Genomic DNA, 23,952 nt, shown 5'->3' on the forward strand with positions numbered 1-23,952 from the left:
GGCGAGAATGGCGGATTGCTTGCCCCCACAACAGTGCACCCCGTGCTCGATTCCCCCACACCCGTCCACGGCGCCCAGGCGCCAGCCCCCTCCTCGGCCGCATCGGGCCGCATGACCTCGCAGGAACGCCGATCCAGCGCCAGCCTGGCGCTGATCTTTGCGCTGCGCATGCTGGGCCTGTTCCTGGTGCTGCCGGTGTTCGCGCTGGAGGCGCGCAAATACCCGGGCGGGGATGATCCGGCCATGATCGGCCTGGCCATGGGCCTGTACGGGCTCACCCAGGCCGTGTTCCAGCTGCCGCTGGGCCTGGCTTCGGACCGCTTCGGGCGCAAGCGCGTCATCGTCGCCGGGCTGCTGGTCTTTGCCGCGGGCAGCCTGCTGGCGGCCACGGCCGACTCACTGCTGGGCCTGATGTGGGGCCGGGGCCTGCAGGGCGCGGGCGCCGTCTCGGCCGCCGTGACCGCGCTGCTGGCCGACCTCACGCGCGACAGCGTGCGCACCAAGGCCATGGCCATGGTGGGCGGCAGCATCGGCCTCATGTTCGCGCTGGCCCTGGTGCTCAGCCCCTTGCTGGCGGCCTGGGGCGGGCTGCCCGGCATCTTCGGCCTGACCTGCGCCCTGGCGCTGGCGGGCATTGCCGTCGTGCTCTGGGTCGTCCCGCCCGAGCCCGCGCGCCACGCCGACCAGCCGCGCGGCCGCATGGCCGAGCTGTGGCGCCATGGCGACCTGGTGCGCCTGAACCTGGGCGTCTTCGTGCTGCACACCGTGCAGATGTCCATGTGGGTGGCCGTGCCCGCCATGCTGGTGCAGGCAGGCCTGGACAAGCAGGCGCACTGGCATGTCTACCTGCCGGCCGTGGTGCTGTCCTTCGCCGCCATGGGCGGCCTGTTCGCCATGGAGCGGCGCGGGCGCCTGCGCGCGGCCCTGCTGGGCGCCATCGCCCTGATCACCCTCGTGCAGATCGGCCTGGGCCTGCTGGCGGCCGGCGGCACGCAGCCGCCGCTGTGGGCCATGGCCGTGCTGATGTTCGTGTTCTTCTGCGGCTTCAACGCGCTGGAGGCCACCCAGCCCAGCCTGGTCTCGCGCATGGCGCCGGCTCCGCTGCGCGGCGCGGCGCTGGGCGCCTACAACACGCTGCAATCGCTGGGCCTGTTCGCAGGCGGCGCGCTGGGCGGCGCCGTCGCCAAATGGGCCGGCATGCCGGGCCTGTTCACCCTGACGAGCGTCCTGGCCGTGCTGTGGCTGGTCGTCACCTGGCCGCTGCGCCCCGTGGGCCGCCACGGCTGAACGGCAGTTTTCCGACGGTTACAAACTGCTGCAGCCAGCCGCTGCACCGGCATATCCGCCCCCTGCCAACGGCGGACGGCTTGCGGCACAATGGCGCGTCTGGCCCGGGATCCATCCTTCTATGCCCGGGCCACTTCTCTCTGTAAAGGTATTTCACTCATGGCATCCGTCAACAAGGTCATCATCGTCGGCAACCTCGGGCGCGACCCCGAAATGCGCACCTTCCCGAGTGGCGACCAGGTGGCCAACGTGACCATCGCCACCACCGACCGCTGGCGCGACAAGAACACGGGCGAGAACAAGGAAGCCACCGAGTGGCACCGCGTGGTCTTCAACGGCCGCCTGGCCGAAATCGTGGGCCAGTACCTGCGCAAGGGCAGCCAGGTCTATGTCGAAGGCAGCCTGCGCACGCGCAAGTGGACCGACCAGGCCTCCGGCCAGGAACGCTACGCCACCGAAATCCGCGCCGACACCATGCAGATGCTGGGCAGCCGCCAAGGCGGCGGCGGTGGCCAGCAAGGCGGCGGCTATGGCGATGAAGGCTATGGCGACAGCGGCTACGACGCCCCTCCCCAGCAGCAACAGCGCCGCCCGGCCCCTGCCCCCATGGCAGCGCCCGCCCCGCGCCAGGCCCCTGCCCAGCGCCCCGCCCCCGCACCCATGGCACCCCCGCCGCAGCGCGCAGCCTCGGGCTTTGACGACATGGATGACGACATTCCGTTTTGATTCGGACCATCAAGGTTCTTGAGCATCCAGACCCGCTTTCCCCGGAAAGCGGGTTTTGTTTTTCCAGGCGCCCGACGACAAATCCCATGCCCCTGCCGCGTGCCAGAACCCTGTTGTGGAGTCTTGTCCTGTGCCTGCCGCTGGCCGTGTTCGGCTGGCTGGCTGCAGCCCTCTGCCTGATCTCGCAGGAGGACTACACGCCCGAGCCCGGCAGCTTCACCTACTACATCGGCATCTCGTCCCTGGTGCGCCATGCGCCGCTGGTGGGCGCGCTGGGCAAGGCGGAGTACTTCGGCACCGTGGGCGACGGCAACAAGCCGCCACACGGCCTGGTGTCCTATGACGTGGAGTTCGCAAGCATTGGCCCCGCCACGCACGCCTTCGATGCCTACCTGCTCGGCAAAGGCTATTCCCGGACTGCGGACAACGAAACGCCCGCCCCCTCCTACGGCATGGGGCGGCGCGTTCGCCATGGCAGGTACACGGCGGCTTCGGGCCAAGTCGTCTACGTGGAAGTGGTGCAGGCCTCGTCGGCCGAGCAAGGCCCTGTGCGCTACCGCGCCACCATGGCGCACTACGACTGATTGCGGCCAGGGGTCCATCCCACGGCAGGCAGCACCCCCTCGTACAATCGCGCCCGTGATTTCAGTCCACCGGCACCGTCAACCCGAGGCTCGCCAAGCGCGCAGCCGCGATGCCGCACGCCTTCACAGCTTCACGCTGGCCCGCATCGCGCGCGGCTCGCAGAGCCGGCGCTCGGGCTGCACCCGCCTGGCGCCGCCGTAGCACGGTCGAACCGTACAAGCCGCCAGGTTGTTTCGGGCATCGCCCGACGCCCGGCATGTTCATTCCCGTCTACAAAATCCTGCCCCGCCCTGCCACACCCAGCGCGGCGGGGCTGGTCATTTCCATGTCGAAACACCCCCATCCCTTTCGCGCCGAGTGGGCGCCCAGCATTCCGCGCGAGCTCATGGCCGGCGCCGTGGCCACCTTTGCGCTGATCCCCGAGGTCATCGCCTTTTCCTTCGTGGCTGGCGTCGATCCTGCCGTCGGGCTGTTCGCCTCCTTCATCATCAGCATCGTCATCGCCTTCACGGGCGCGCGCCCGGCCATGGTGTCGGCGGCTGCGGGCTCGGTCGCCCTGGTGGCCGCTCCGCTGGTGCATGCCCATGGCGTGCAGTATCTTTTTGCGGCCGGCATTCTTGCGGGGGCCGTGCAGATCCTGTTCGGCCTGCTGCGCCTGGGCGTGCTGATGCGCTATGTGTCGGGCTCGGTGCGCACGGGCTTCGTCAATGCGCTGGCCATCCTGATCTTCTCGGCCCAGATGCCGCACCTGATCGGCGCCAATGCCGCCACCTGGGCCATGGTGGGCGCCGGCCTGCTGATCATCTACGGCCTGCCCCGGCTGACCACGGCTGTGCCCTCGCCCCTGGTCTGCATCGTGGTGCTGACGGTGGCGGCGCATTGGCTGGACCTGCCCCTGAAGACGGTCGCCGACCTGGGCCTGCTGCCGGACGGCCTGCCCAGCTTCGGGCTGCCGCAGGTGCCGTGGTCGCTGGAGACGCTGCGCCTGATCGCCCTGCCCGCGCTGGCGATCGCCATGGTGGGATTGCTGGAGTCCATGATGACGGCCAGCGTGGTCGATGAACTCACGGACACGCCCAGCTCCAAGAACCGCGAGTGCAGCGGCATCGGCGTGGCCAACATCGCGGCCAGCCTGTTCGGCGGCATTGCCGGCTGCGCCATGATCGGCCAGACCGTGGGCAATGTGCGCTACGGCGGCCGCGGCCGGCTGTCCACGCTGTTCGCGGGCGCCTTCCTGCTCATCCTGATGGTGCTGCTCAAGCCCTGGGTGTCGCAGGTGCCGGTGGCGGCGCTGGTGGCCATCATGGTGATGGTGTCGGCCTCCACGCTGGACTGGGGATCGGCCCGCGCCCTGCTCAGGCACCCCAAGCTGTCCAGCGCCGTGATGCTGGCCACCGTGGTGGTCACCGTGGCCACGGACAACCTGGCCGCCGGCGTGGGCGTCGGCGTGCTGCTCAGCGGGGTGTTCTTCACCTTCAAGGTCTCAAGGCTGCTGTCCGTCGAGAAGACGCAGGACGGCGCAGGCCTGACCTACCGCGTCTCGGGCCAGGTCTTCTTTGCCTCGGCCGATCAGCTGGTCGATGCCTTCGACGTGCGGGACATCGAAGGCCGGCCCGTGCGCATCGAACTGACCAACGCCCATTTCTGGGACATCACGGCCGTCAATGCGCTGGACAAGGTCTGCCAGCGCCTGCGCAAGCACGGCAGCACGGTCGAGGTGACGGGCCTGAACGAACACGGCCGGGCACTGGTGTCGCGGCTGGATATCGGCATCGAGTAGGAAACCTGCCCCGGGCATGGTTTCCCTGCGCTGGCAGACCGCTTGCTTTCCTGGGGCAGACGCGGTCTGCTCTTTCGCAAAGAGAAATCCGTCAAATATCGAATGGGTCATTCAGAAAATTCTCTATTTCAAAGAGTTACTCTTTTGAAATAAAGATTTCAGCCCGCTCATTTAGGATCTGGACCGCTGTCACCTCCCCGAACCCCTTCCATCTCTTCCATGCGACTCAGATCCGTTATCTTGGGCCTTGTCCTCCTGGTCTTTGCCGCATCCGCATCCTGGTTGGCCGTGTATGGATTTCTCATCTCCCAGGAGGACTACTCGCCTGAGCGGGGATCGCTCAGATATTACGTAGGCATCTCTTCCCTGATACGCAATGCGCCAGCGACAGGGACGATGGCGCAGCCCACCTACTTCGGCTCCGTCGGTGATGGCAACAAGCCACCGCAGTCCGAGATAACCTTCGAGACCAGCGCCAAGGACATCACCGAGGCCACTGCGGCCCTCACCAGCTACCTGCGCCAGAAGGATTTCCACCAGAGATCCATCGATGCCGGAAATGCCGCCGCATCGTTTGTCCCCGAGGGAGAGCGCCTTGTCCAATACGCGCAATACGCGTCATCGGCCGGCGAAGTTGCCGTACTGGCGGTCACCCAGGCAATCGCAACAGGCCTGTGCAAGGTCACGCTCACCCATTACGACTGAACATGTCCAGCAGATCCCACATACCCCGAAGACTTATCTATACCTGCAACTGCGGATGGATTGACCTGGGCCACCTCCAATCGGTCGAGAGCCATCGCAATCGCTACGCCAGTGCGGCCTATCTCTGGAAAGACATACTGCATGAGCGCGGCATCGGGATTCCCGGTCACTCCGACAGCCATCTGATTCAATACAAGCAATCCATGGGGCGCTTTGGCCTGACCCAGGAATTTGCCAAGTTCTATCTCGTCAAGAAAGGCCTGTCTCTTTCAGCGAAGCGCTCCGTGGCCCTGGCCATATTCATGGAGGTTTCCATGGGCTTCGAGAGCCTGCAGGCATCCATGTCGCTCCTCACAGACAGTGGATTCAGCCAGGAAGACCTGGTTTCCAACCTGATTGGCTTTTACATGGTCGTGCACGGGGCACTGGACTGGAAGAATCTGTGCAGGCCGGTTTCCACCGAGGCATCGCTGGCCGTCTGGGATGCCAACGGTCCCGTGGGAAGCCATAAAAACAAAGTCTTCCAGCCGCAGTTCCACGCCTGCGAGGAATGCAAGAGCAAGCACCATGTGCAGCTGCCGCGCTTTCCTTCCGCGTTTCAGTCCATACAGCCCGCATCCAAGGGTCTGCATTTCATCGAAGCATCTGATGGGCTGCCAGTGCCAAAGCACATGCTTTCGACACTGTTTCCCTGAGTCTTCCTGCCCTGCGCCAGAACGCAGGCGCCCTCACCGCTCATCGAACGACAGCACCACGCGCTCGGTCAGCGGATGCGCCTGGCAGGTCAGGACAAAGCCGCAGGCGACCTCGTTCTTGTCGAGGGCGAAGTTGCGCTCCATGCGCACCTCGCCCTCGACCACCTTGGCGCGGCAGGTGCCGCAGACGCCCGAGGTGCAGGAATAGGGCACTTCCAGCCCGGCCGAGGAGGCCGCGTCCAGGATGCTGGCCTGGCCGCGCGTGAAGGGGATCTCGCGCGAGAGGCCGTCGCGCACCAGGGTGATGCGGGCGGTGGCGGCGTCGCCGGGCTGGGCCTCGTGCACCACGGCGCCCACCGTGCCCTGGCCTGCGGCCGGCAGGGCCACGCCGAAGCGCTCGATGTGGATGCGCTCCTCGGGCACGCCGGCGGCCAGCAGGGCGGCCTCGGCCTCGTCGTTCATCTGGAAGGGTCCGCAGATGTAGACATGGTCGATGTGCGCGGCCGGCACCACGCCCTGCAGGAATTCGGCGATCTTGGCTCGGTCCATCACGCCCATGTTCAGCGGCAGGTCGGTGTGCTCGTCCGAGAACACATGCTGCAGCGACAGCCGCGACATGTAGCGGTTCTTGAGGTCCTCGATCTCCTCCTTGAACATGGTGGACTGCAGCTGGCGGTTGCCGTAGATCAGCGTGAAGCGGCTGGCGGGCTCGCGCGCCAGCACGGTCTTCATGATGGACAGGATGGGCGTGATGCCGCTGCCGCCGGCGATGCCCACATGGTGGCGCGCGGCCCCGGGCTCGATGGGCACGAAGAAGCGGCCCTGGGGCGCCATGACCTGCAGCGTGTCGCCGGGGCGCAGATGCTCGTTGATCCAGTTGGAGAACTGGCCGCCGCGCACCTTGCGCACGCCCACGCGCAGCTCGCCGTCATCCACGCCTGCGCAGATGGAGTAGCTGCGGCGCAGGTCCTGGCCGTCGATCTGGTGGCGCAGCGTCAGGTACTGGCCCTGGGTGAACCCGAAGACCTCGCGCAGCGCGGGCGGCACGTCGAAGGAGACGACCACGGCCTCGGCCGTGTCGGGCGCAATGCTGCGCACGCGCAGCGGGTGGAACATCGTGGTCGTGGTCATATCGGCTTGAAGTGTTCGAAGGGTTCGCGGCAGTCCAGGCAGCGGTGCAGGGCCTTGCAGGCCGTGGCGCCGAAGGCCGACAGCCGCTCGGTGTGCGCGCTGCCGCAGTGCGGGCAGGCAACGGGCTCGGGCACGGCAATGCCCTGGCGGCGGCGCACCAGGCGGATGGGCGAAGTGCCCTCCGGCAGGCCGGCGTCGCCACAGCGCCCGGGCGGCGCGATGCCGTATTCGCGCAGCTTGCGCCGGCCGTCGTCGCTGATCCAGTCCGTGGTCCAGGCCGGGGCGCGGCGCAGCACGGCGCGCGCGGGGCCCAGGCCGGCGGCCTCGATGGCCTCGAGCACGCTGCGCTCGATGACCTCGGTGGCCGGGCAGCCCGAGTAGGTGGGCGTGAGCACGATCTCCATGCCCTGGCCTTCGGGCAGGGCATGGACCTCGCGCACGATGCCCAGCTCGCAGACCGAGATCACGGGCACCTCGGGATCAGGCACGTCCTGCAGCGCGGCCCAGGCCAGGCGCTCGCGCTCGGCCGAGGCGGATGTGACGGCCACCAGCCGTGCGGCAGCCATCACCACACCCCGCCCGGATAGGCGCGCTGCAGGTGCTGCATCTCGGCCAGAATGAAGCCCATGTGCTCGCTGTGCACGCCGTTGCGGCCCGTGCTGCGGAAGGCGGATTCGGCCGGCATGTCCAGCGTGGCCTCCTGCAGCAGGGCGGCCATTTCGGCCTGCCAGGGCTCGCGCAGCTCGGACCAGGCCGGGCCCAGGCCGCTGGCGCGCGCGGCGGCGTCCGTGGCGTCGTCGGTGAACAGCTCGGCCGCATAGCGCCACAGCTGGGCCAGCGCCGCCTCCATGCGCTGGCGCGATTCCTCGGTGCCGTCGCCCAGGCGCACCACCCAGTCGCCCGCGTGCTGCTCGTGGTAGCGCGCCTCCTTGAGCGCCTTGGCGGCGATGGCGGCCAGCTCGGCGTCGCTGGAGTGCACCAGGCGCTCCCACATCAGGCGCAGCCAGGTGGCGGCCATGGCGTTGCGCAGCACGGTGAAGGCGAAGTCGCCGCGCGGCAGCTCAGCCAGCGTGGCGTTGAAGTAGTCGCGCTCGTCGCGCAGAAAGGCGAGCTGGTCCTCGTCGTGCGCGCGGCCTTCGAGCTGGCCGGCGCGCGTGAGCAGCGCACGCGCCTGGCCGACCAGGTCCAGCGCCATGTTGGTCATGGCGATGTCCTCTTCGAGGATGGGCGCGTGGCCGCACCACTGGCCCAGGCGCTGGGCCAGGATCAGGCAGGTATCGCCCAGGCGCAGCAGGTACTGCACCTCGGGGCGGGCGTCGATGGAGATGGAGGAGGCGGAGGCGGTCATGGCTGCACCCCGCTCACATGTGGTCCACCGAGGGCGGCAGCTGGTAGAAGGTCGGATGGCGGTAGACCTTGTCCTGGGCCGGGTCGAAGAACATGTCCTTGTCGCCGGGGTCGCTGGCCACGATCTGGTCCGAGCGCACCACCCAGACGCTCACGCCCTCCTGGCGCCGCGTGTAGACATCGCGCGCCATCTGCAGCGCCATCTGCGGGTCGGCCGCATGCAGGCTGCCGCAGTGCTTGTGGTCCAGGCCGGCCTTGCTGCGGACGAAGACTTCCCACAGCGGCCATTCGTTGGTGATGTTCTGTTCGACGGTGGTCATGCGGCCTCCTTGCGGGTCTGGTTTCTCTGTGTCTGCTTGCGGGCATGGGCCAGGGCGGCCTCGCGCACCCAGGCGCCTTCGTCCCAGGCCTTGACGCGTGCGCCCAGGCGCTCGCGGTTGCAGGGGCCGTCTCCGGCGATCACGCGCCAGAACTCGTCCCAGTCGATGGGGCCATGGTCATGGGCCTGGCGGGCCTCGTTCCATTTCAGGTCGGGATCGGGCAGGGTGACGCCCAGCACCTTGGCCTGGTCCACCGTGGCGTCGATGAACTTCTGGCGCAGCGCGTCGTTGGAGATGCGCTTGATGCCCCAGCGCATGGACTGCGCGCTGTTGGGCGACTGGTCGTCGGGCGGGCCGAACATCATGATGGACGGCCACCACCAGCGGTTGACGGCGTCCTGCACCATGGCCTTCTGCGCCTCGGTGCCCTGCTGCATCATGGTCAGCAGCGCCTCGTAGCCCTGGCGCTGGTGAAAGCTCTCCTCGCGGCAGATGCGCACCATGGCACGCGCATAGGGTGCATAGGAGCAGCGGCAGATGGGCACCTGGTTCATGATGGCCGCGCCATCCACCAGCCAGCCGATGGTGCCCATGTCGGCCCAGGTCAGCGTGGGGTAGTTGAAGATGGAGCTGTACTTGGCCTTGCCCGTGTGCAGCGCGTGCAGCATCTGGTCGCGGCTGCTGCCCAGCGTCTCGGCGGCCGCGTAGAGGTACAGGCCATGGCCGCCCTCGTCCTGCACCTTGGCCAGCAGGATGGCCTTGCGCTTGAGCGTGGGCGCGCGGCTGATCCAGTTGCCCTCGGGCAGCATGCCGACGATCTCGCTGTGCGCGTGCTGGCTGATCTGGCGCAGCAGCGTCTTGCGGTAGTTTTCGGGCATCCAGTCCTTGGCCTCGATGAATTCGCCGGCATCGATGCGCTCGTCAAAGCGCTGCTGCAGGCGCATTTCGTCGGCCGAGCGCACGGCCTTGCCGCCATCGCCCGCTTCCTTGCCCATGGTGTCCATGGCCTGGGTATACATGTGCGATCTCCTTCAATGAAATGGTTGACGACGGCCGGCGGTGCCTCAGCGCGGCCGCCTGTCGTACACGCGCCGGGCCTTGCCGGTCTGCGTGCGCTCGATGGTGTCGGGATCGAAGACGCGCACCGCCGTGGAAATGCCCACCAGGGTCTTGATGCGCTGCTGCACCCACTGCGCGATCTCGCCGCGCTCGGCATCGCCCAGGCCGCGCCGCTGCGGCTGCAGCTCGCAGTGCACCTCGACGGTGTCCAGCAGGCCTTCACGGCTGATGTGCATCTGGTACAGGCCCGTGAGGCTGGCATTGGCCAGCACGATTTCCTCGATCTGGGTCGGAAAGACGTTGACGCCGCGGATGATCATCATGTCGTCGCTGCGACCCACGATCTTGCCCATGCGCCGGAAGCTGCGCGAGGTCGGCGCCAGCAGCCGCGTCAGGTCCCGTGTGCGGTAGCGCACGATGGGCATGGCCTCCTTGGACAGCGACGTGAAGACCAGCTCGCCCTCGCTGCCGTCGGGCAGCACCTCGCCCGTGTCCGGGTCGATGATCTCGGGGTAGAAATGGTCTTCCCAGATCACCGGCCCGTCCTTGCTTTCCACGCATTCGCTGGCCACGCCCGGGCCCATGACTTCGGACAGGCCGTAGATGTCCACGGCATCCAGCCCCGCCTTGCCCTCGATCTCGCGGCGCATGGCCTCGGTCCAGGGCTCGGCGCCGAAGATGCCGATCTTGAGCGAGCTCTCGCGCGGGTCCATCCCCTGGCGCTGCATCTCCTCCACGATCACCTGCATGTAGCTGGGCGTGACCATGATGATGTCGGGCCGGAAATCCTGGATCAGCTGCACCTGCTTTTCGGTCTGCCCGCCCGACATGGGCACCACGGTGCAGCCCGCGCGCTCGGCTCCGTAGTGGGCGCCCAGGCCGCCCGTGAACAGGCCGTAGCCGTAGGCCACATGCACCATGTCGCCGGGCCGCCCGCCCGCCGCGCGGATGGAGCGCGCCACCAGGTTCGCCCAGCTGTCGATGTCATTCAACGTGTAGCCCACGACCGTGGGCTTGCCCGTGGTGCCCGAGGAGGCATGCACGCGCGCCACCTTCTGGCGCGGCACGGCGAACATGCCGAACGGGTAGTTCTCGCGCAGGTCCTTCTTGGTGGTGAAGGGAAAGCGGGCCAGGTCGGACAGCGTGCGCAGATCGGAGGGGTGCACGCCCTTCTCATCGAAGGCGCGGCGGTAGTGCGGCACGTTGTCGTAGGCATGCTGCAGCGACCAGCGCAGGCGCTGCAGCTGCAACGAGGCGATCTCGTCGCGGCTGGCGGTTTCGATGGGATCGAGTTCGCCGGGGGCGGGGCGCAGGTCTTTGTTCATCGGGGTTCTGGCGTCGTGAGGCAAGGGGTTCAGAATAATTGACCGACCGGACGGTAGGATTATAAGATGCAGCTTTCTTGAGCAACAAGGCTTGTTGTCCGGTACTAACCCTGATAGCGACGCCACATTCCAAACCAGGAGACATCCCATGCCCGCCCACGCCCTCTACGAACGCCACCGCCCTCTGCTCGACGACGCGCTGCAGGCCCTGTCCCGCCGGGGCCACTGGTCGCCCTTCCCCGAAGCGCCCTCGCCCAAGGTGTATGGCGAGACCGCGCAGGCCCAGGGCCACGCCGCCGTGCAGGCGCTGTTCGGCAAGGACTATCCGCTGCGCCAGCCCGGTGAACGCGCCCGCGTGGCCACCGAGCAATCGCCCTATGGCGTGGCCCTGGACATCCGCTACCCCGAGTGCGATGCCCAGGCGCTGGTGGATGCCGCCCAGGCGGCCGAGCCCGCATGGCAGGCGCTCGGACCCCAGGGCCGCACCGGCGTGCTGCTGGAGGCGCTGACGCGCATCCACCAGCGCAGCTTCGAGATCGCGCATGCGGTGATGCTGACCACGGGCCAGGGCGCGATGATGGCCTTCCAGGCCGGCGGCCCCCATGCCCAGGACCGCGCCCTGGAAGCCATTGCCGTGGCCTGGAAGGCCATGGCCGACGTGCCTGCCGAGGCCGTCTGGGAAAAGCCCCAGGGCAAGCATGCGCCCGCCGTGCTGCACAAGCGCTTCGAGATCGTGGGGCGTGGCGTGGCCCTGGTCATCGGCTGCGCCACCTTCCCGACCTGGAACACCTACCCGGGCCTGTTCGCCGCGCTGGCCACGGGCAACCCCGTGATCGTCAAGCCCCACCCCAACGCCGTGCTGCCTGCTGCGCTCACCGTGAGCGTGCTGCGCGATGTGCTGACCGAGCAGGGCCTGGACCCCAACCTCGTCACCCTGGCCGTGAGCGACAAGCCCGAATTGACCCAGGCCCTGGCCACGCATGCGGCCGTGGCCTCCATCGACTTCACGGGCGGCAATGCCTTCGGCCAGTGGCTGCAGTCCAACGCGCCGCAGGCACGCCTGTATGCCGAGATGGCCGGCGTGAACCTGGTGGTGATCGAGTCCACCGATGCCTACGCAGGCATGCTGCGCAATCTGGCCCTGTCACTGTCGCTGTACAGCGGCCAGATGTGCACCACCACGCAGAACCTGCTGGTTCCGGCCGGCGGCATAGAGACTGACCAGGGCCACAAGAGCTTCGAGCAGGTCGGCGCCGATCTGGCCGCCGCCATCGACCAGTTGCTGGCCGATCCCAAGGTGGCCTTCACCGTGCTGGGCGCCATAGGCTCTGCCCAGACCGTGGAGCGCGTGGAACAGGCCGCCACCGTGGGCCGCGCCGTGCGCGTCTCGCAAAAGCTCACCCATCCCGAGTACCCGCAGGCCGAGGTGCGCACGCCCGCGCTGCGCGCGCTGGACGTGGCGGACGCCGCCATCTACGAGCGCGAATGCTTCGGCCCCGTCTCCTACCTGGTGGCCGTGCCCTCGGCCCAGGCCGCGCGCGAGCTGGCCGAGCGCAGCGTGCGCGCGCATGGCGCGATGACGCTGGGCCTGTACTCCACGGATGCGGCCTTCGTCGATGCCGTGGCGGCCTCGGCGCTGCGCTCGCGCGTGGCCCTGTCCATCAACCTCACGCAGGGCGTGATGGTCAACCAGTCGGCCGGTTTTTCCGACTTCCATGCCACGGGCGGCAATCCCGCGGCCAATGCCAGCTACACCACGCTGGCCTTCGTGGCCGACCGCTTCGTGGTCGTGCAGCGCAGGTGGTGATGGACCGGGCCGAGCCTAGGCCTGGCGGGCCTTGCGCGGCTTCTTGGCGTCCGGCACGCTGACCGCGCGCACGCCGCCGAAGAACAGCTGGGACACCATGGTGCCAATGGCGTCATGGTCCAGCGTGCCGCCCGGCTTGAGCCAGGTGAAGGTCCAGTTGATCATGCCGAACAGCAGCATGGCCAGGGGCTTGCCCAGGGCGCTGTCGGCGGGCTCGCCGCGCACCTGGGCAATGGTCTGCGCAAAGGCCGCGACCACGCGGCGCTCCACGTCCAGGATGCGCTGCTGGTCTTCCTCGCGCAGGAAGCGCACGTCCTCGGTCAGCACGCGGTGGGCATTCTGGGCCTGGGCGTACTCCTGGCCGAAGCCGCGGATCAGCGCATGCAGGCGCTGCTCGGGATCGGCATGGGCCTGCAGGGTGTCGTTGACCAGGGCTTCGAGGCGCAGCACATGCTCTTCGGCAATGCGCACGGCCAGGTCGTGCTTGTCGAGCACATAGTGGTAGAGCGTGGCCTTGGAGACGCCGCAGGCCGCAGCCACCTCGTTCATGGAGGTGCCCGCATAGCCGCGCTGCGCGAACAACTGGGCGGCGTGGGAGAGGATCATTTCACGCTGGCCATCGTAGCCAGCAGGGTCACGTACGCGTGCCATGCGGCGGCGTCCTTTCGGTAGATGTCGTTGCCAGGGTCCGCCCGTGCGGCCCGGGCCGGAATTATGGACGGCGCAGCGGCGCGCGCCCCCGCGATTACCAGTTTTCAGGGATATGCAAAGATGCGGGCTTCGCCCACAGTCGGGCGGCCATCCTGCCCCTTTTTACGCCCGCCGCTGCGCACGCCTTTTCCATGCCCGCCCACCTGCTTGTCCCAGAGTCCACGCTTCCGGCCCCGGTGCTGGTGGTGGAGGACGAGCCGCTGATCCGCCAGCGGCTGCAGTCCGTGCTGGGCCAGCTGGGCTACACGCCCGATGCCCTGCTGTTCGCCGGCTCCCAGGCCCAGGCCCGCGCCTGCCTGGCCGAGCCCGTGGCGCTGGCTCTGGTGGACCTGGGCCTGCCCGACGGCAGCGGCATCGACCTGATCGCCGAGATGCGCAGCGCAGACCCGGCCGTGGGCATCCTGGTGATCTCGGCCTGGAGCACGGAGGACGCCATCCTCGCGGCGCTGCGCGCAGGCGCCACCGGCTATGTGCTCAAGGAGCGCGACGACCTGGAAGTGTCGCTGTCCATCCGCAGCGTGCTGCGCGGCGGCGCCCCCATCGACCCCTTCATCGCGCGCCGCGTGATCGCCGAGCTGCAGGGCGCGGCACCGGCCACGCCGGAGAGCAGCGGCACCGAGTCCACGCTGAGCGCGCGCGAAAGCCAGATCCTGCGCCTGGTGGCCGATGGCCTGACCAACCGCGAGATCGCCGAGCAGCTGCACCTGTCGCGCTACACGGTGGAATGCCACATCAAGCACATCTACCGCAAGCTGGCCGTGTCCTCGCGCACGCGCGCCGTCAACACGGCACGCGTGCGCGGATTGCTGGGCTGACGGCCATGGGCGGGTGGCGCCGGTGGTTCGGCCCGGTGCGGCGCCTCGCCCTGGGCCTGGCGGTTCTCCTGTGCAGTCCCTGCGCCTTGGCCCAGGCCTGCCTGCCGCAGATCCTGTCCATCCAGTCCGCCAAGGCCGCAGGCCTGGGACCGCCGCCCATCGCCAGCGCGGTACGCGACTGGCACAACGTGACCCTGCCCGACCACTGGCTGGACCGCTGGCCCGGCTACAGCGGCGCCGCCTGGTACCGCATCGACTGGCAGCGCGGCTGCGCTCACCCCCCTGCCGCTTCTGCCACCGCCGCCGCAGATCCCGTGGCGCTGGCCCTGCACTCCATGGTCATGGCCGGCGAGGTCTTCGTGAACGGCGACCTGCTGTGGCGCGACCGGCACCTGGTCGAGCCCCTGTCGCGCAGCTGGAACATGCCGCGCTTTTGGCTGCTGCCCGAATCCGCCCTGCATGCGGGCACCAACAGCGTGTGGATACGCGTGCACGGCCTGGCCGAGCAGACGCCCGGCCTGGGCGAGGTGCGCCTGGGCGAGCCCGAGGCGCTGCGCCAGTGGCACGCGCAGACCTGGTGGAACCAGCGCACGCTGTTTGCCATGAACATCGTGGTCTCGCTGGTGCTGGGCGTGCTGTTCGCCTTTGCCTGGCTGCAGCGGCGCGCCAGCAAGGCCTTTGGCTGGTACGCGCTCAATGCCTTCTGCTGGGCGCTGTTCCTGGCCAATATCCTGGCCACCGAGGCCTGGCCCTTCCCCGACACCCTGGCCGTGGCACGCGGCAATTTGCTGGTCTTCTTGCTGTTCGGCCAGAGCTTTTGCCTGTTCACCTGGCGCTTCGGCAGGCTGCACCTGCCCCGGCTGGAAAAGCTGCTGTGGGCGCTGACGCTGGCCGGCATGGCCGCCGCCATCTTCGCGCCCTGGCCGCTGGTGGACGGCGTGCTGCACATCGGCCTGGTGTACTTCGGCATCTGCGTGGCCGTGTCGCTGCACTTTCCGCTGCACGCCTGGCGCACGCGCGAGCCGGGCCACCTGGTCTACGCGGCCTGCCTGCTGGTCTTCCTGTGTGCGGGCCTGCACGACATGCTGGCGCTCAAGAAGGTGATCGGCCCCGCCACGCCCTGGATGCCCTATACCGCGCCGCTGACCATGCTGGCCCTGTCCATGGTGCTGGGCCGGCAGTTCGTGCTCAGCATGCGCCGCATCGAACAGTTCAACCAGGAGCTGACCGACAGCGTGGCGCGTGCCTGCGACGAGCTCGGCGGCACGCTGGCGCGCGAGCATGCGCTGGCGCTCAGCCACTCGCGGCTGCAGGAACGGATGCAGCTGGCGCACGACCTGCACGACAGCCTGGGCGGCTCCCTGGTGCGCTCCATCGCCATGGTGGAGCAGGCCGGCACCCCCATGCACAACCGCCAGTTCCTGTCCGTGCTCAAGCTGCTGCGCGACGACCTGCGCCAGATGATCGACAGCGGCACCAGCGTCTCCGTCACCGTGCCGGACACGCCCCAGGCCTGGATCGCGCCGCTGCGCCACCGCTTTGCCAGCCTGTTCGACGCGCTGGACATGCAGTCCGACTGGCAGGTGCCGGCCGCCTGGCCGCAGCCGCCCGGTGCGCTGCAGTGCCTGGCGCTGACGCGCGTGCTGGAGGAAGCGCTGGCCAATGTGATCAAGCACAGCCGCGCCCAGTGCGTGCAGGTGCAGCTGCAGTGGCCCGAGCCGCATTGGCTGATGCTGCGCATCACCGACGACGGCGCAGGCTTTGACGTGGCCGCCGTGCAGCAGGCCGGCATGGGCGTGGGCCTGCGCAGCATGCAGGCGCGCCTGCAGCGCCTGGGCGGCCATCTGGACATGGATTCGGAGCCCGGCGCCACCGTGCTGGCCGCCTGGCTGCCCGTGCCCGGCGATCACCTGCACGACGGCACGGAGGAGCAGGCCACCCTCAGCGCGAAAAGCGCCCTATCCCCGCACTGACGCCGGCCGGGGTCAGCACATCGTCGAAATACTCCAGCGTGAGCTGGTTGCCGTCGAACGTGGCCTTGGACAGGCTGCCCGGCGAATCGCCCTCGGGCACGAAGCTGAAGACCTCGCCATCCCAGTGGCTGAGCAGCATGCGCTGCGAACCCAGGCTGACCTGCAGCCCCCCGCCACCCGTCTGCAGGCTGACCTGGGCCGGTCCGTAGAAGCGGTTGGCGTAGCTGCCCACATAGGCGCCCAGCGGCCGGGGCGGGCGGGGAAAGCTGGGCCGGGTCTTGCCCACCAATTCGCCATGCGGCTGCATGATGGGTGCCAGCCGCTTGGTCCAGATGCTCTCCCAGTCCTGGCGCTGGCGGCCCCATTCGACCTGGTCCAGGAACTGCGAGACCACGATCTCGGGCACGCCGATGGGCATGCCGTTGGTCAGCACCACGATGCCCAGCTTGAGCTCGGGCATGACGGTGAAGCTGGTCGCGCTGCCCGTGCCGAAGGCGCCCGAGTGGCTGTAGGTGGTGCGCCCCGCCTCGGACACGCCCACGTTGAAGCCGAAGCCGTAGTAGCGGGCGGGCTCGCCGTTGCCGGCCGGCGACTGCAGCATCTGCGGCGACAGCGCCGTGCGCAAGGCCTGCGCATCGACCACCTGGCGGCCCTCGAAGCGGCCTTCGTCCAGCAGCATGGTCATCCAGCGCGCCATGTCGCGCACCGTGGAGCTGACGCCGCCGGCGGCCGACTGCGCATCGGGCCGGCGCACCGGCCCCGTCTGCCACACGCCGTTGACGCGCAGGTGGCCGGCCGCGCGGTTGGCGCGCGCCTCGAAATCGGCAAACAGCGAGCTGGTCTGCGTCATGCCCAGCGGGCCGTAGACGGCCTGCTGCGACAGCGCGGCCCAGGACTGGCCCGCGATGGCAGCCACCGCCTCGGCGCCCGTGGTCAGGCCGAAGTTGCTGTAGGCGTACTGGGTGCCCACGGGCCGCAGCGGCAGATAGCGCAGGCGCTCCAGGATCTGGCGCTGGCTGAAGCCCAGTTCCTCCAGCGCATCGCCGGCCTGGCCGGGCAGGCCCGAGCGGTGGGCATACATGTCGCCCACGGTGATGCGCTGGGCAGCGTCGGCGTCCTCCAGCGTCCACCAGGGCAGGCCCTGCTGCACGCGCGTGTCCCAGGACACGCGGCGCTGGCCCACCTGCTGCGCCACCACGGTGGCGCCCACGGACTTGGAGACGGAGGCGAGCTGGAACACCGTGTCCGCATCCACGGCCAGCGACGAGCCCAAACGGCGCACGCCCATGCCCTGGGCATAGACCAGGCGCCCTTCATGCACGACCGCCACGGCCACGCCGGGCACGCCCGTGCGCCGCATCTGCGCGCGCACCTGGCCGTCGAGTTGATCGAGCGCACGCTTGACGCGGTCCGTCACGGGCGGATCGATGGGATCGCCCCAGGACACCTCGCCGTTGCATCCGGCCGTGGCCACGGCGCCCAGGGCCGCTCCCAGAAAATGCCGGCGCGCAAGAATCGATGAAGCCATGGGGTCTCCTGTGGTGCTGTCGTGAAGAACAAAAGGAAAAAGAAAAAGGGGCGGTTGTGCCGCCCCCCGTGACGATAGCAAAACGCGACGGGCCGAATCCTGCCCGGCATCAATGCCGCATCAGTGCCGCGTCAGTGCTGCATCACTGCGGATCCACCGCCGCGATGATGCCGCCGCCCAGGCACACGTCGCCGTCGTAGAGCACGGCCGACTGGCCGGGCGTGACGGCCCATTGCGGCTCGGGAAAATCCAGCCGGAAGCCCTCGGGCGTGGCGCCCGAGATCAGGGCCGGCGAGTCGGGCTGGCGGTAGCGCGTCTTGGAGCCGTAGGCCTTGCCCTCGGCGGGCGCGTGGCCGGCCACCCAGCTGACCTGGTCGGCCAGCAGCGACTGCGACAGCAGCCAGGGATGGTCATGGCCCTGCACCACGCGCAGCGTGTTGGTGTCCAGCTCCTTGCGCGCCACGAACCAGGGCTCATGGTCGCCGCCACCGCGCGGCGCGCCCTTTTCCTTGACGCCGCCGATGCCCAGGCCCGAGCGCTGGCCCAGCGTGTAGAACGACAGGCCCACATGCTTGCCCAGCTTGCGGTTGCGGTCGTCGAGGATGTTGCCGGGCTCCTTGCTGATGTAGCGGTTCAGGAAGTCGCGGAACGGCCGCTCTCCGATGAAGCAGATGCCCGTGGAGTCCTTCTTCTTCGCGTTGGGCAGGCCGATCTCCTCGGCAATGCGGCGCACCTCGGTCTTCTTCAGCTCGCCCACGGGGAACATGGACCTGGACAGCTGGGCCTGGTTGAGGCGGTGCAGGAAGTAGCTCTGGTCCTTGGCCGGGTCCAGCCCCTTGAGCAGCTCGAACAGCTGCGTGTCGGGGTTCTGGCGCACGCGGGCGTAGTGGCCCGTGGCGATCTTCTCGGCGCCCAGGCGCATGGCGTGGTCCAGGAAAGCCTTGAACTTGATCTCGGCATTGCACAGCACGTCGGGGTTGGGCGTGCGGCCGGCCTGGTACTCGCGCAGGAACTCGGCGAAGACGCGGTCCTTGTACTCGGAGGCGAAGTTCACATGCTCGATCTCGATGCCGACCACGTCGGCCACGGCGGCGGCATCGACGAAATCGACATTGGACGAGCAGTATTCGCTGTCGTCGTCATCTTCCCAGTTCTTCATGAAGATGCCGACCACTTCATGGCCCTGTTGCTTGAGGAGATGGGCCGTGACAGCGGAGTCCACACCGCCCGACAGGCCCACCACGACGCGGTGTTTAGTCATGGCAGCGATTATCCCAGCGCCCTTCAAAGGCTGCGCGCCACGGGCTTTGCAGCCCTGCGCCAACAGGAATAATGGCCCTCCTGCTCCCTAGGAAACGCCCGCATGCGCTACGACCTGACCGATCTCAAGCTGTTCATGGCCATCGCCCAGGCCGGCAATCTCTCGCGTGCCAGCCAGGCGCGGCACCTGACGCCCTCGGCCGCCAGCCAGCGGCTGCGCAATCTGGAGCAGGCCCTGGGCTGCCAGCTGTTCACGCGCGAGCACAAGGGCATGCGGCTGACCGAGGAAGGCCACGCCATGCTCGAGCATGCGCGCGGCGTGTTCGCCGCCATCGACGGCATGGAGGCCGAGGCCGCCCTGCTGGGCAGCAGCCTGCAGGGCAAGGCAACGCTGGCGGCCAACAGCTCCTCGCTGCACGGCTTCATCGGCCCGCACATCGGCGAGTTCCTGACCGCCTTTCCCGAGGTGAACCTCACCCTGGTGGAGCAGACCAGCGAGACGATTGCCGCCAGCGTGGCCGAGGGCGAGGCCGACCTGGGCGTCTACGCGGGCGAGCCCATGGCGGGCGCCGTGGCCTGCGAGACCTTTGCGCAGGACCGCCTGGTGGTGATCGCCCCGCCCGGCCATCCGCTGGTGCCCCAGCCGGTCGAGAGGCAAGAGGACGGCGAAGGCCCTTCCTGCCGGTTCTTCGACACCCTGTCCCATGCCTTCGTGGGCATGGCGCTGACCAGCAGCAACTACGCCTTTCTGCGCGAGCTGGCCAAGCGCCATGGCCGGCCGCTGCGCTGCCGCATCCACGTGGACGATTTCACCTCCATCGTGCGGCTGGTCTCGCAGGGCGTGGGCCTGGCCATCATTCCGCACAGCATCTACCGCAGGCTCGGCACCGCGCATGCGGTGGCCTGCCTGCCGCTGGAGGAAACCTGGGCACGGCGCCCGCTGCAGCTGGTGCGCTCCAGCGAACGGCCGCTGACGCCCACCGCGCAGCGGCTGCGCAGCTTTCTGAAAGGGCTGGCCGACAAGGCCTAGCCCGGCCCGGCCTGGGTTCAGTGCTGGGCCTGGGCCTTGGCCTGCTTGCGCTCCAGGAAGGCATTCATGTGGTGCTGCGGCTCGCCCGTGTTGAAGGCCGCGCCGAACTCGGCCACGCTGTCGGTGATGGCCGAGTCCACGCCCATGCCTTCCCAGCGGCGCAGCAGGCGCTTTTGCTGGCGCAGCGCCTCGATGCCGATCCCGCCCAGCCCCTCGGCAATCTGCGCGATGCGCGCATCGAGTTGGTCGCCGGGCACGCATTCGTTGAGCAAGCCCCATCGCTCGGCCTGCAGGGCACCTATATTCTCGCCCGTGAGCAGCAGCCAGCTGGCGCGCGTGCCGCCGATCTGCGCGGGCATCATGGCCGCGTGGATCACCGAGGGAATGCCGACCTTGACCTCGGGCATGCCCACCACGGCATCATCGGCCGCGATGCGCAGGTCGGCCGCCATGGCCAGCTCCAGCCCGCCGCCCAGCGTATGGCCCTGCAGTCTGGCGATCACGGGCACGGGAAAATGCCGCACCGCGTTGCACAGGTCGCGCAGCCCGCTGATGAAGGCGCGTGCCGAGCCGGCGTTGAGCGACGCCATCTCGCGGATGTCGGCCCCCGCCACGAAGGCGCGCGTGCCCGATCCGCGCAGCACCAGGCAGTGCAGATCGGAGCGCTCGGCCAGCTCGGCCAATTGCGCGGTCAGCGCGCGGATCACGGGCGTGCCCAGGATGTTCAGCGGCCCGCCGCCGGTGATGGTGAGCACGGCGGTCTGCGGGGTGGGAAAGGTCACTTGTGCATGCACGGCAGATCTCCTCAAAGTTTCTCGAATCCGATGTCGCGGATCAGCTGGGACCAGGCCCGGTTGGAGCGCTCCACCGTCTGCCTGAACTGCGCAGGCTCCTGGAAGTCCACGACGGCGCCCTGCTGCTCGATGGTCTTGATCAGCTCGGGCTTTTGCAAGGTCTTGCGCATGGCTTCGCTGAGCCTGGCAAGAATGGCGGGATCGAGCCTGGCAGGCGCGCCCAGGCCGTACCAGGACATGTCGTTCATGGGCCTGAGACCGGCCTCGGCATAGGTGGGCACGCCCGGCAAGGCCGAAAGGCGCACGGGGCTGGACACGGCCAGCGCACGCAGCTGGCCGCCCGCGATCAGCGCGCCCGAGGACGGCATGTTGTCGAACACCACATCGAGCTGCCCCGCCATCAGGTCGTTGAGCGCCGGCCCCAGGCCCTTGTAGGGCACATGGGTGAGGGTGGTGCCCGTGGTGCTGCCGAACAGCGCACCGCTCAGGTGACTGAGCCCGCCATTGCCCGAGGAGCCGTAGTTGAGCTTGCCCGGCGCGGCGCGCGCCGCGTCGCTGACGTCCTTGGCGCTCGTGTAGGCCGAGCCTGCGCTGACCACCATCACGCCCGGCACGTTGGCGATGTTGGTGATGGGCGTGAAATCCTTCACGGGGTCATACGCAGGCTTGGCGTAGACGTTGGGGTTCACGGCATGCGAGCTCTCCACCATCATCACCAGGGTGTAGCCGTCGGCCGGCTGCTTGGCCGCATAGGCCGAACCCGTGCTGCCGCCCGCGCCGGGGCGGTTTTCCACCACCACGGCCTGGCCCAGCGTCTCGCCCAGATAGCGGGCCGCCACGCGCGCGATCACATCGGTGGCGCCGCCCACCGCATAGGGCACGACCAGGCGTACGGGCCGCTCGGGATAGCTTCCGGCCCCCGCTGCCCCGGCTGCCCCTGCCGCCCCCGCTGCATACGCCAGCGGCATCCCCGCCAGCGCGGCGGCTGCCACGGCGGCCTTCAGTGCTTTCATGCGTTTCGTCATCCTTGTCTCCTTCTTGGCTTGTCGATGTCTAGGGATTCAGAGGTCCTGCGGCGCCGCACCGAGCACGGGCGGCGGCGGCACCTGGGCGCCACTGCCGGCCGGCACCATGGGGTTGCGCACCAGCCTCAGCGTGCCCAGCTGCGGGTGCTCCACCGTCTGCAGCATCTGGCGGTGCCGCACCTGCGGATGGGCGAAGACCTGTTCCATGGTGTTGATGCAGCCCCAGGGCACCTGGGCGGTGTCCAGCGCATCGGTCAGGGCCTGCAGCGGCCAGCGGCCCAGCGCCGCGCGCAGCAGCGGGCGCAGCTGCGGCATGCCGGTCAGGCGCGCGGCATTGGTGGCAAAGCGCGCGTCCAGGTGCCAGTCCGTGCCCAGCACGGAGCACAGGGCGGCGAACTGCCCGTCATTGCCGATGGCCAGGATGAAATGGCCGTCTTCGCAGGCAAACACCTCGTAGGGCGCGCAATTGGGATGGGCGTTGCCCGTGCGGCGCGGGTTCTCGCCGCTGACCAGGTAGTTGGCCGCCTGGTTGGCATTCATGGCCACGGCCACGTCCAGCAGCGCCAGGTCGATGTGCTGGCCGCGCCCCGTGCGCTGGCGCTGCACCACGGCCGCCAGCACGGCGCTGGTGGCATACATGCCCGTCATCAGGTCCACCACGGCCACGCCCGTGCGCAGCGGGCCCGCGCCCTCCTCGCCATCGGCCACGCCCGTGTAGCCCATGAGGCCGCCCAGCCCCTGGAACACATAGTCGTAGCCGGGCTTGTGCGCAAACGGGCCGCTCTGGCCGAAGCCCGTGATCGACAGGTAGATCAGCCCGGGGTTGATGGCGGCCAGCGCCGCGTAGTCCAGCCCGTGGCGCGCCAGCGCGCCGGCCTTGTAGTTTTCCACCAGCACGTCGGCATCGCGGATCTGGCGCAGCAGCCAGGCATGCGAGGCCGGCTCGGTGAAGTCCAGCGCCACCGACTGCTTGCCGCGGTTGCAGGACAGGAAGTAGGCCGACACGGCCTCGCCACCGGGCGCCTGCACGAAGGGCGGGCCCCAGGCGCGCGTGTCGTCGCCCGTGCCGGGACGCTCGATCTTGAGCACCGATGCGCCCAGGTCGGCAAGGTTCTGGGTGCACCAGGGTCCCGCCAGGATGCGGGACAGGTCCACCACGCGCAGGCCGTCGAGGGCGCCGGACAATCCATGGGTTTGTTGCATGGACTCCATGCTCGCGGCATGGCGCGCGGTGGTCCATCGGTCATTGCTTCACGCAGCGTTCGCGGAAACTGCATGCCCCGCGTAGGGGATGGCTTCCTCCACCGTTTCCCAGATGAACCGGCCCGACGGGCTTTGCTGCTCCTCCACCACATGCGCCACCAGCCCGGCGGCCCGCGAGATGACGGCAAAGCCGCGCATCACGGCTGTGGGCACGCCGATCTCGCCCAGCAGGGCGGCCACAGCCCCCGTGGCATTGATGGTGATGGGCCGGCCCGCCGCGGCGTCCACGGCGGCGGACAGGGTTTCGAGCGCGCGGATTCTGCTGCCCGCCAGTTCGGGTTCGGCACGGCCCATGTCCAGCAGCTTGTAGGCGCGCGGGTCCACGGGCTTGTGCAGGTGGTGGCCGAAGCCGGGCACGGGGCTTTTCAACGCCTTGTGGTGCCGGGCGATGGCGCGGGCCTCGGCCTCGGGGTCGGCGGCGGCGGCAATGCGGTCGAGCAGCGCGGCGCAGTTCTCCATGGTGCCCACGAAGGAGCTGCCCACGGCCAGCAGGCCGGCCGAGACGGCGCCCTGCAGGTTCTCCGGCGCGCTCATGTAGATGAGGCGCGTGGCGATGGCGCTGGGCGTGAGGCCATGCTCCATGAGCACGATGAGCACCACATCGGCGATGCGCAGGTCCACGGGGCGCGGCGTGCGGCCCAGGATCTGCATCAGCATCACCTCGGTGAAGGTCTTCTTGCCCATCAGGTCCTCGACCAGGTCGGCATCGCGGTAATGCAGGCTGGTGAGGGTGTGGGTGCACAGGCGGGTGACGGGGGGTTGGTGCGTGGCCATGGCCAGGGTCTC

23 protein-coding genes are annotated in these 23,952 nt (G+C 68.8%); 10 read left to right on the top strand and 13 right to left on the bottom strand.

Annotation, left to right across the window (positions count from 1 at the left end):
* The first annotated feature begins 111 nt into the window (after positions 1 to 111).
* The 6 genes from U6958_RS32465 (at position 112) to U6958_RS32490 (ending at position 5,778) form a co-directional block, all read left to right on the top strand.
* A complete protein-coding gene (locus U6958_RS32465) occupies positions 112 to 1,287 on the top strand; it encodes an MFS transporter (RefSeq protein WP_034348262.1) in 1,176 nt (391 codons plus the stop codon).
* A 159-nt stretch (positions 1,288 to 1,446) separates the two neighbouring features.
* Positions 1,447 to 2,013, top strand: a complete 567-nt coding sequence (gene ssb / locus U6958_RS32470; RefSeq protein WP_016449346.1) for a single-stranded DNA-binding protein — start codon at positions 1,447 to 1,449, stop codon at positions 2,011 to 2,013.
* A gap of 86 nt (positions 2,014 to 2,099) precedes the next feature.
* Positions 2,100 to 2,597: a hypothetical protein gene (locus tag U6958_RS32475; protein WP_074920915.1), complete on the top strand. Its 498-nt coding sequence runs from the start codon at positions 2,100 to 2,102 to the stop codon at positions 2,595 to 2,597.
* 326 nt (positions 2,598 to 2,923) lie between these two features.
* Positions 2,924 to 4,378, top strand: a complete 1,455-nt coding sequence (locus tag U6958_RS32480; protein ID WP_244160437.1) for a SulP family inorganic anion transporter — start codon at positions 2,924 to 2,926, stop codon at positions 4,376 to 4,378.
* 396 nt (positions 4,379 to 4,774) lie between these two features.
* Entirely contained in the window at positions 4,775 to 5,083 is a 309-nt protein-coding gene (locus U6958_RS32485) for a hypothetical protein (RefSeq protein WP_244160438.1), read from the top strand.
* A 2-nt stretch (positions 5,084 to 5,085) separates the two neighbouring features.
* Complete coding sequence (locus U6958_RS32490; protein ID WP_047328038.1) at positions 5,086 to 5,778, top strand: hypothetical protein; 693 nt, start codon at positions 5,086 to 5,088, stop codon at positions 5,776 to 5,778.
* Positions 5,779 to 5,811: 33 nt separating this feature from the next.
* Here the strand turns inward: U6958_RS32490 and paaE are convergent, their stop codons facing one another.
* The 6 genes from paaE to paaK are packed head-to-tail and all read right to left on the bottom strand — an operon-like array spanning position 5,812 to position 10,960.
* Complete coding sequence (gene paaE / locus U6958_RS32495; protein WP_016449341.1) at positions 5,812 to 6,909, bottom strand: 1,2-phenylacetyl-CoA epoxidase subunit PaaE; 1,098 nt, start codon at positions 6,907 to 6,909, stop codon at positions 5,812 to 5,814.
* Positions 6,906 to 7,475, bottom strand: coding sequence for a 1,2-phenylacetyl-CoA epoxidase subunit PaaD (gene paaD, locus U6958_RS32500; protein ID WP_016449340.1), 570 nt, complete (start codon positions 7,473 to 7,475; stop codon positions 6,906 to 6,908). The genes paaE and paaD overlap by 4 nt, the downstream gene beginning before the upstream one ends.
* Entirely contained in the window at positions 7,475 to 8,257 is a 783-nt protein-coding gene (gene paaC / locus U6958_RS32505; protein ID WP_016449339.1) for a 1,2-phenylacetyl-CoA epoxidase subunit PaaC, read from the bottom strand. The genes paaD and paaC overlap by 1 nt, the downstream gene beginning before the upstream one ends.
* Positions 8,258 to 8,270: 13 nt before the next feature.
* The gene (paaB, locus tag U6958_RS32510) at positions 8,271 to 8,576 is read right to left on the bottom strand and encodes a 1,2-phenylacetyl-CoA epoxidase subunit PaaB (RefSeq protein WP_016454266.1); all 306 of its coding nucleotides are present in this window, start codon (positions 8,574 to 8,576) and stop codon (positions 8,271 to 8,273) included.
* Positions 8,573 to 9,595: a 1,2-phenylacetyl-CoA epoxidase subunit PaaA gene (gene paaA / locus U6958_RS32515; RefSeq protein WP_074920918.1), complete on the bottom strand. Its 1,023-nt coding sequence runs from the start codon at positions 9,593 to 9,595 to the stop codon at positions 8,573 to 8,575. The genes paaB and paaA overlap by 4 nt, the downstream gene beginning before the upstream one ends.
* A 45-nt stretch (positions 9,596 to 9,640) precedes the next feature.
* Positions 9,641 to 10,960, bottom strand: coding sequence for a phenylacetate--CoA ligase PaaK (gene paaK / locus U6958_RS32520; protein ID WP_350337297.1), 1,320 nt, complete (start codon positions 10,958 to 10,960; stop codon positions 9,641 to 9,643).
* Positions 10,961 to 11,108: 148 nt separating this feature from the next.
* Here paaK and paaN point away from each other — a divergent pair, with 148 nt between their 5' ends.
* Positions 11,109 to 12,767 carry a phenylacetic acid degradation protein PaaN gene (gene paaN, locus U6958_RS32525; protein WP_074923604.1) on the top strand — a complete coding sequence of 553 codons (1,659 nt, stop codon included), beginning with the start codon at positions 11,109 to 11,111 and terminating at the stop codon, positions 12,765 to 12,767.
* 15 nt (positions 12,768 to 12,782) lie between these two features.
* Here the strand turns inward: paaN and U6958_RS32530 are convergent, their stop codons facing one another.
* The gene (locus U6958_RS32530) at positions 12,783 to 13,418 is read right to left on the bottom strand and encodes a TetR/AcrR family transcriptional regulator (protein ID WP_016449579.1); all 636 of its coding nucleotides are present in this window, start codon (positions 13,416 to 13,418) and stop codon (positions 12,783 to 12,785) included.
* 191 nt (positions 13,419 to 13,609) lie between these two features.
* Between U6958_RS32530 and U6958_RS32535 the strand changes: the two genes are divergently transcribed.
* Positions 13,610 to 14,293 carry a response regulator transcription factor gene (locus U6958_RS32535; protein ID WP_017404039.1) on the top strand — a complete coding sequence of 228 codons (684 nt, stop codon included), beginning with the start codon at positions 13,610 to 13,612 and terminating at the stop codon, positions 14,291 to 14,293.
* 5 nt (positions 14,294 to 14,298) lie between these two features.
* Complete coding sequence (locus tag U6958_RS32540) at positions 14,299 to 16,266, top strand: ATP-binding protein (protein ID WP_074923603.1); 1,968 nt, start codon at positions 14,299 to 14,301, stop codon at positions 16,264 to 16,266.
* Here the strand turns inward: U6958_RS32540 and U6958_RS32545 are convergent.
* Both U6958_RS32545 and mnmA read right to left on the bottom strand, forming a co-directional pair.
* Positions 16,235 to 17,794: a serine hydrolase gene (locus U6958_RS32545; protein ID WP_074923602.1), complete on the bottom strand. Its 1,560-nt coding sequence runs from the start codon at positions 17,792 to 17,794 to the stop codon at positions 16,235 to 16,237. The genes U6958_RS32540 and U6958_RS32545 overlap by 32 nt on opposite strands.
* A 142-nt stretch (positions 17,795 to 17,936) precedes the next feature.
* The gene (gene mnmA, locus U6958_RS32550) at positions 17,937 to 19,055 is read right to left on the bottom strand and encodes a tRNA 2-thiouridine(34) synthase MnmA (protein ID WP_026062033.1); all 1,119 of its coding nucleotides are present in this window, start codon (positions 19,053 to 19,055) and stop codon (positions 17,937 to 17,939) included.
* Positions 19,056 to 19,157: 102 nt separating this feature from the next.
* Between mnmA and U6958_RS32555 the strand changes: the two genes are divergently transcribed.
* Positions 19,158 to 20,084, top strand: a complete 927-nt coding sequence (locus U6958_RS32555) for a LysR substrate-binding domain-containing protein (RefSeq protein WP_074923601.1) — start codon at positions 19,158 to 19,160, stop codon at positions 20,082 to 20,084.
* Positions 20,085 to 20,101: 17 nt separating this feature from the next.
* On the opposite strand, the gene U6958_RS32560 is transcribed toward U6958_RS32555, so the two are convergent.
* The 4 genes from U6958_RS32560 to U6958_RS32575 are packed head-to-tail and all read right to left on the bottom strand — an operon-like array spanning position 20,102 to position 23,940.
* Positions 20,102 to 20,878 carry an enoyl-CoA hydratase gene (locus U6958_RS32560; RefSeq protein WP_074923600.1) on the bottom strand — a complete coding sequence of 259 codons (777 nt, stop codon included), beginning with the start codon at positions 20,876 to 20,878 and terminating at the stop codon, positions 20,102 to 20,104.
* A gap of 11 nt (positions 20,879 to 20,889) precedes the next feature.
* Entirely contained in the window at positions 20,890 to 21,903 is a 1,014-nt protein-coding gene (locus tag U6958_RS32565; RefSeq protein WP_074923599.1) for a tripartite tricarboxylate transporter substrate binding protein, read from the bottom strand.
* A 36-nt stretch (positions 21,904 to 21,939) separates the two neighbouring features.
* Complete coding sequence (locus tag U6958_RS32570; protein WP_198803947.1) at positions 21,940 to 23,106, bottom strand: CaiB/BaiF CoA-transferase family protein; 1,167 nt, start codon at positions 23,104 to 23,106, stop codon at positions 21,940 to 21,942.
* A gap of 48 nt (positions 23,107 to 23,154) precedes the next feature.
* Complete coding sequence (locus U6958_RS32575; RefSeq protein ID WP_016449571.1) at positions 23,155 to 23,940, bottom strand: citryl-CoA lyase; 786 nt, start codon at positions 23,938 to 23,940, stop codon at positions 23,155 to 23,157.
* Positions 23,941 to 23,952 lie beyond the last annotated feature (12 nt).

The sequence above is a fragment of the Delftia lacustris genome, from assembly GCF_040267515.1.
GTDB classification, from domain to species: domain Bacteria; phylum Pseudomonadota; class Gammaproteobacteria; order Burkholderiales; family Burkholderiaceae_C; genus Comamonas; species Comamonas tsuruhatensis.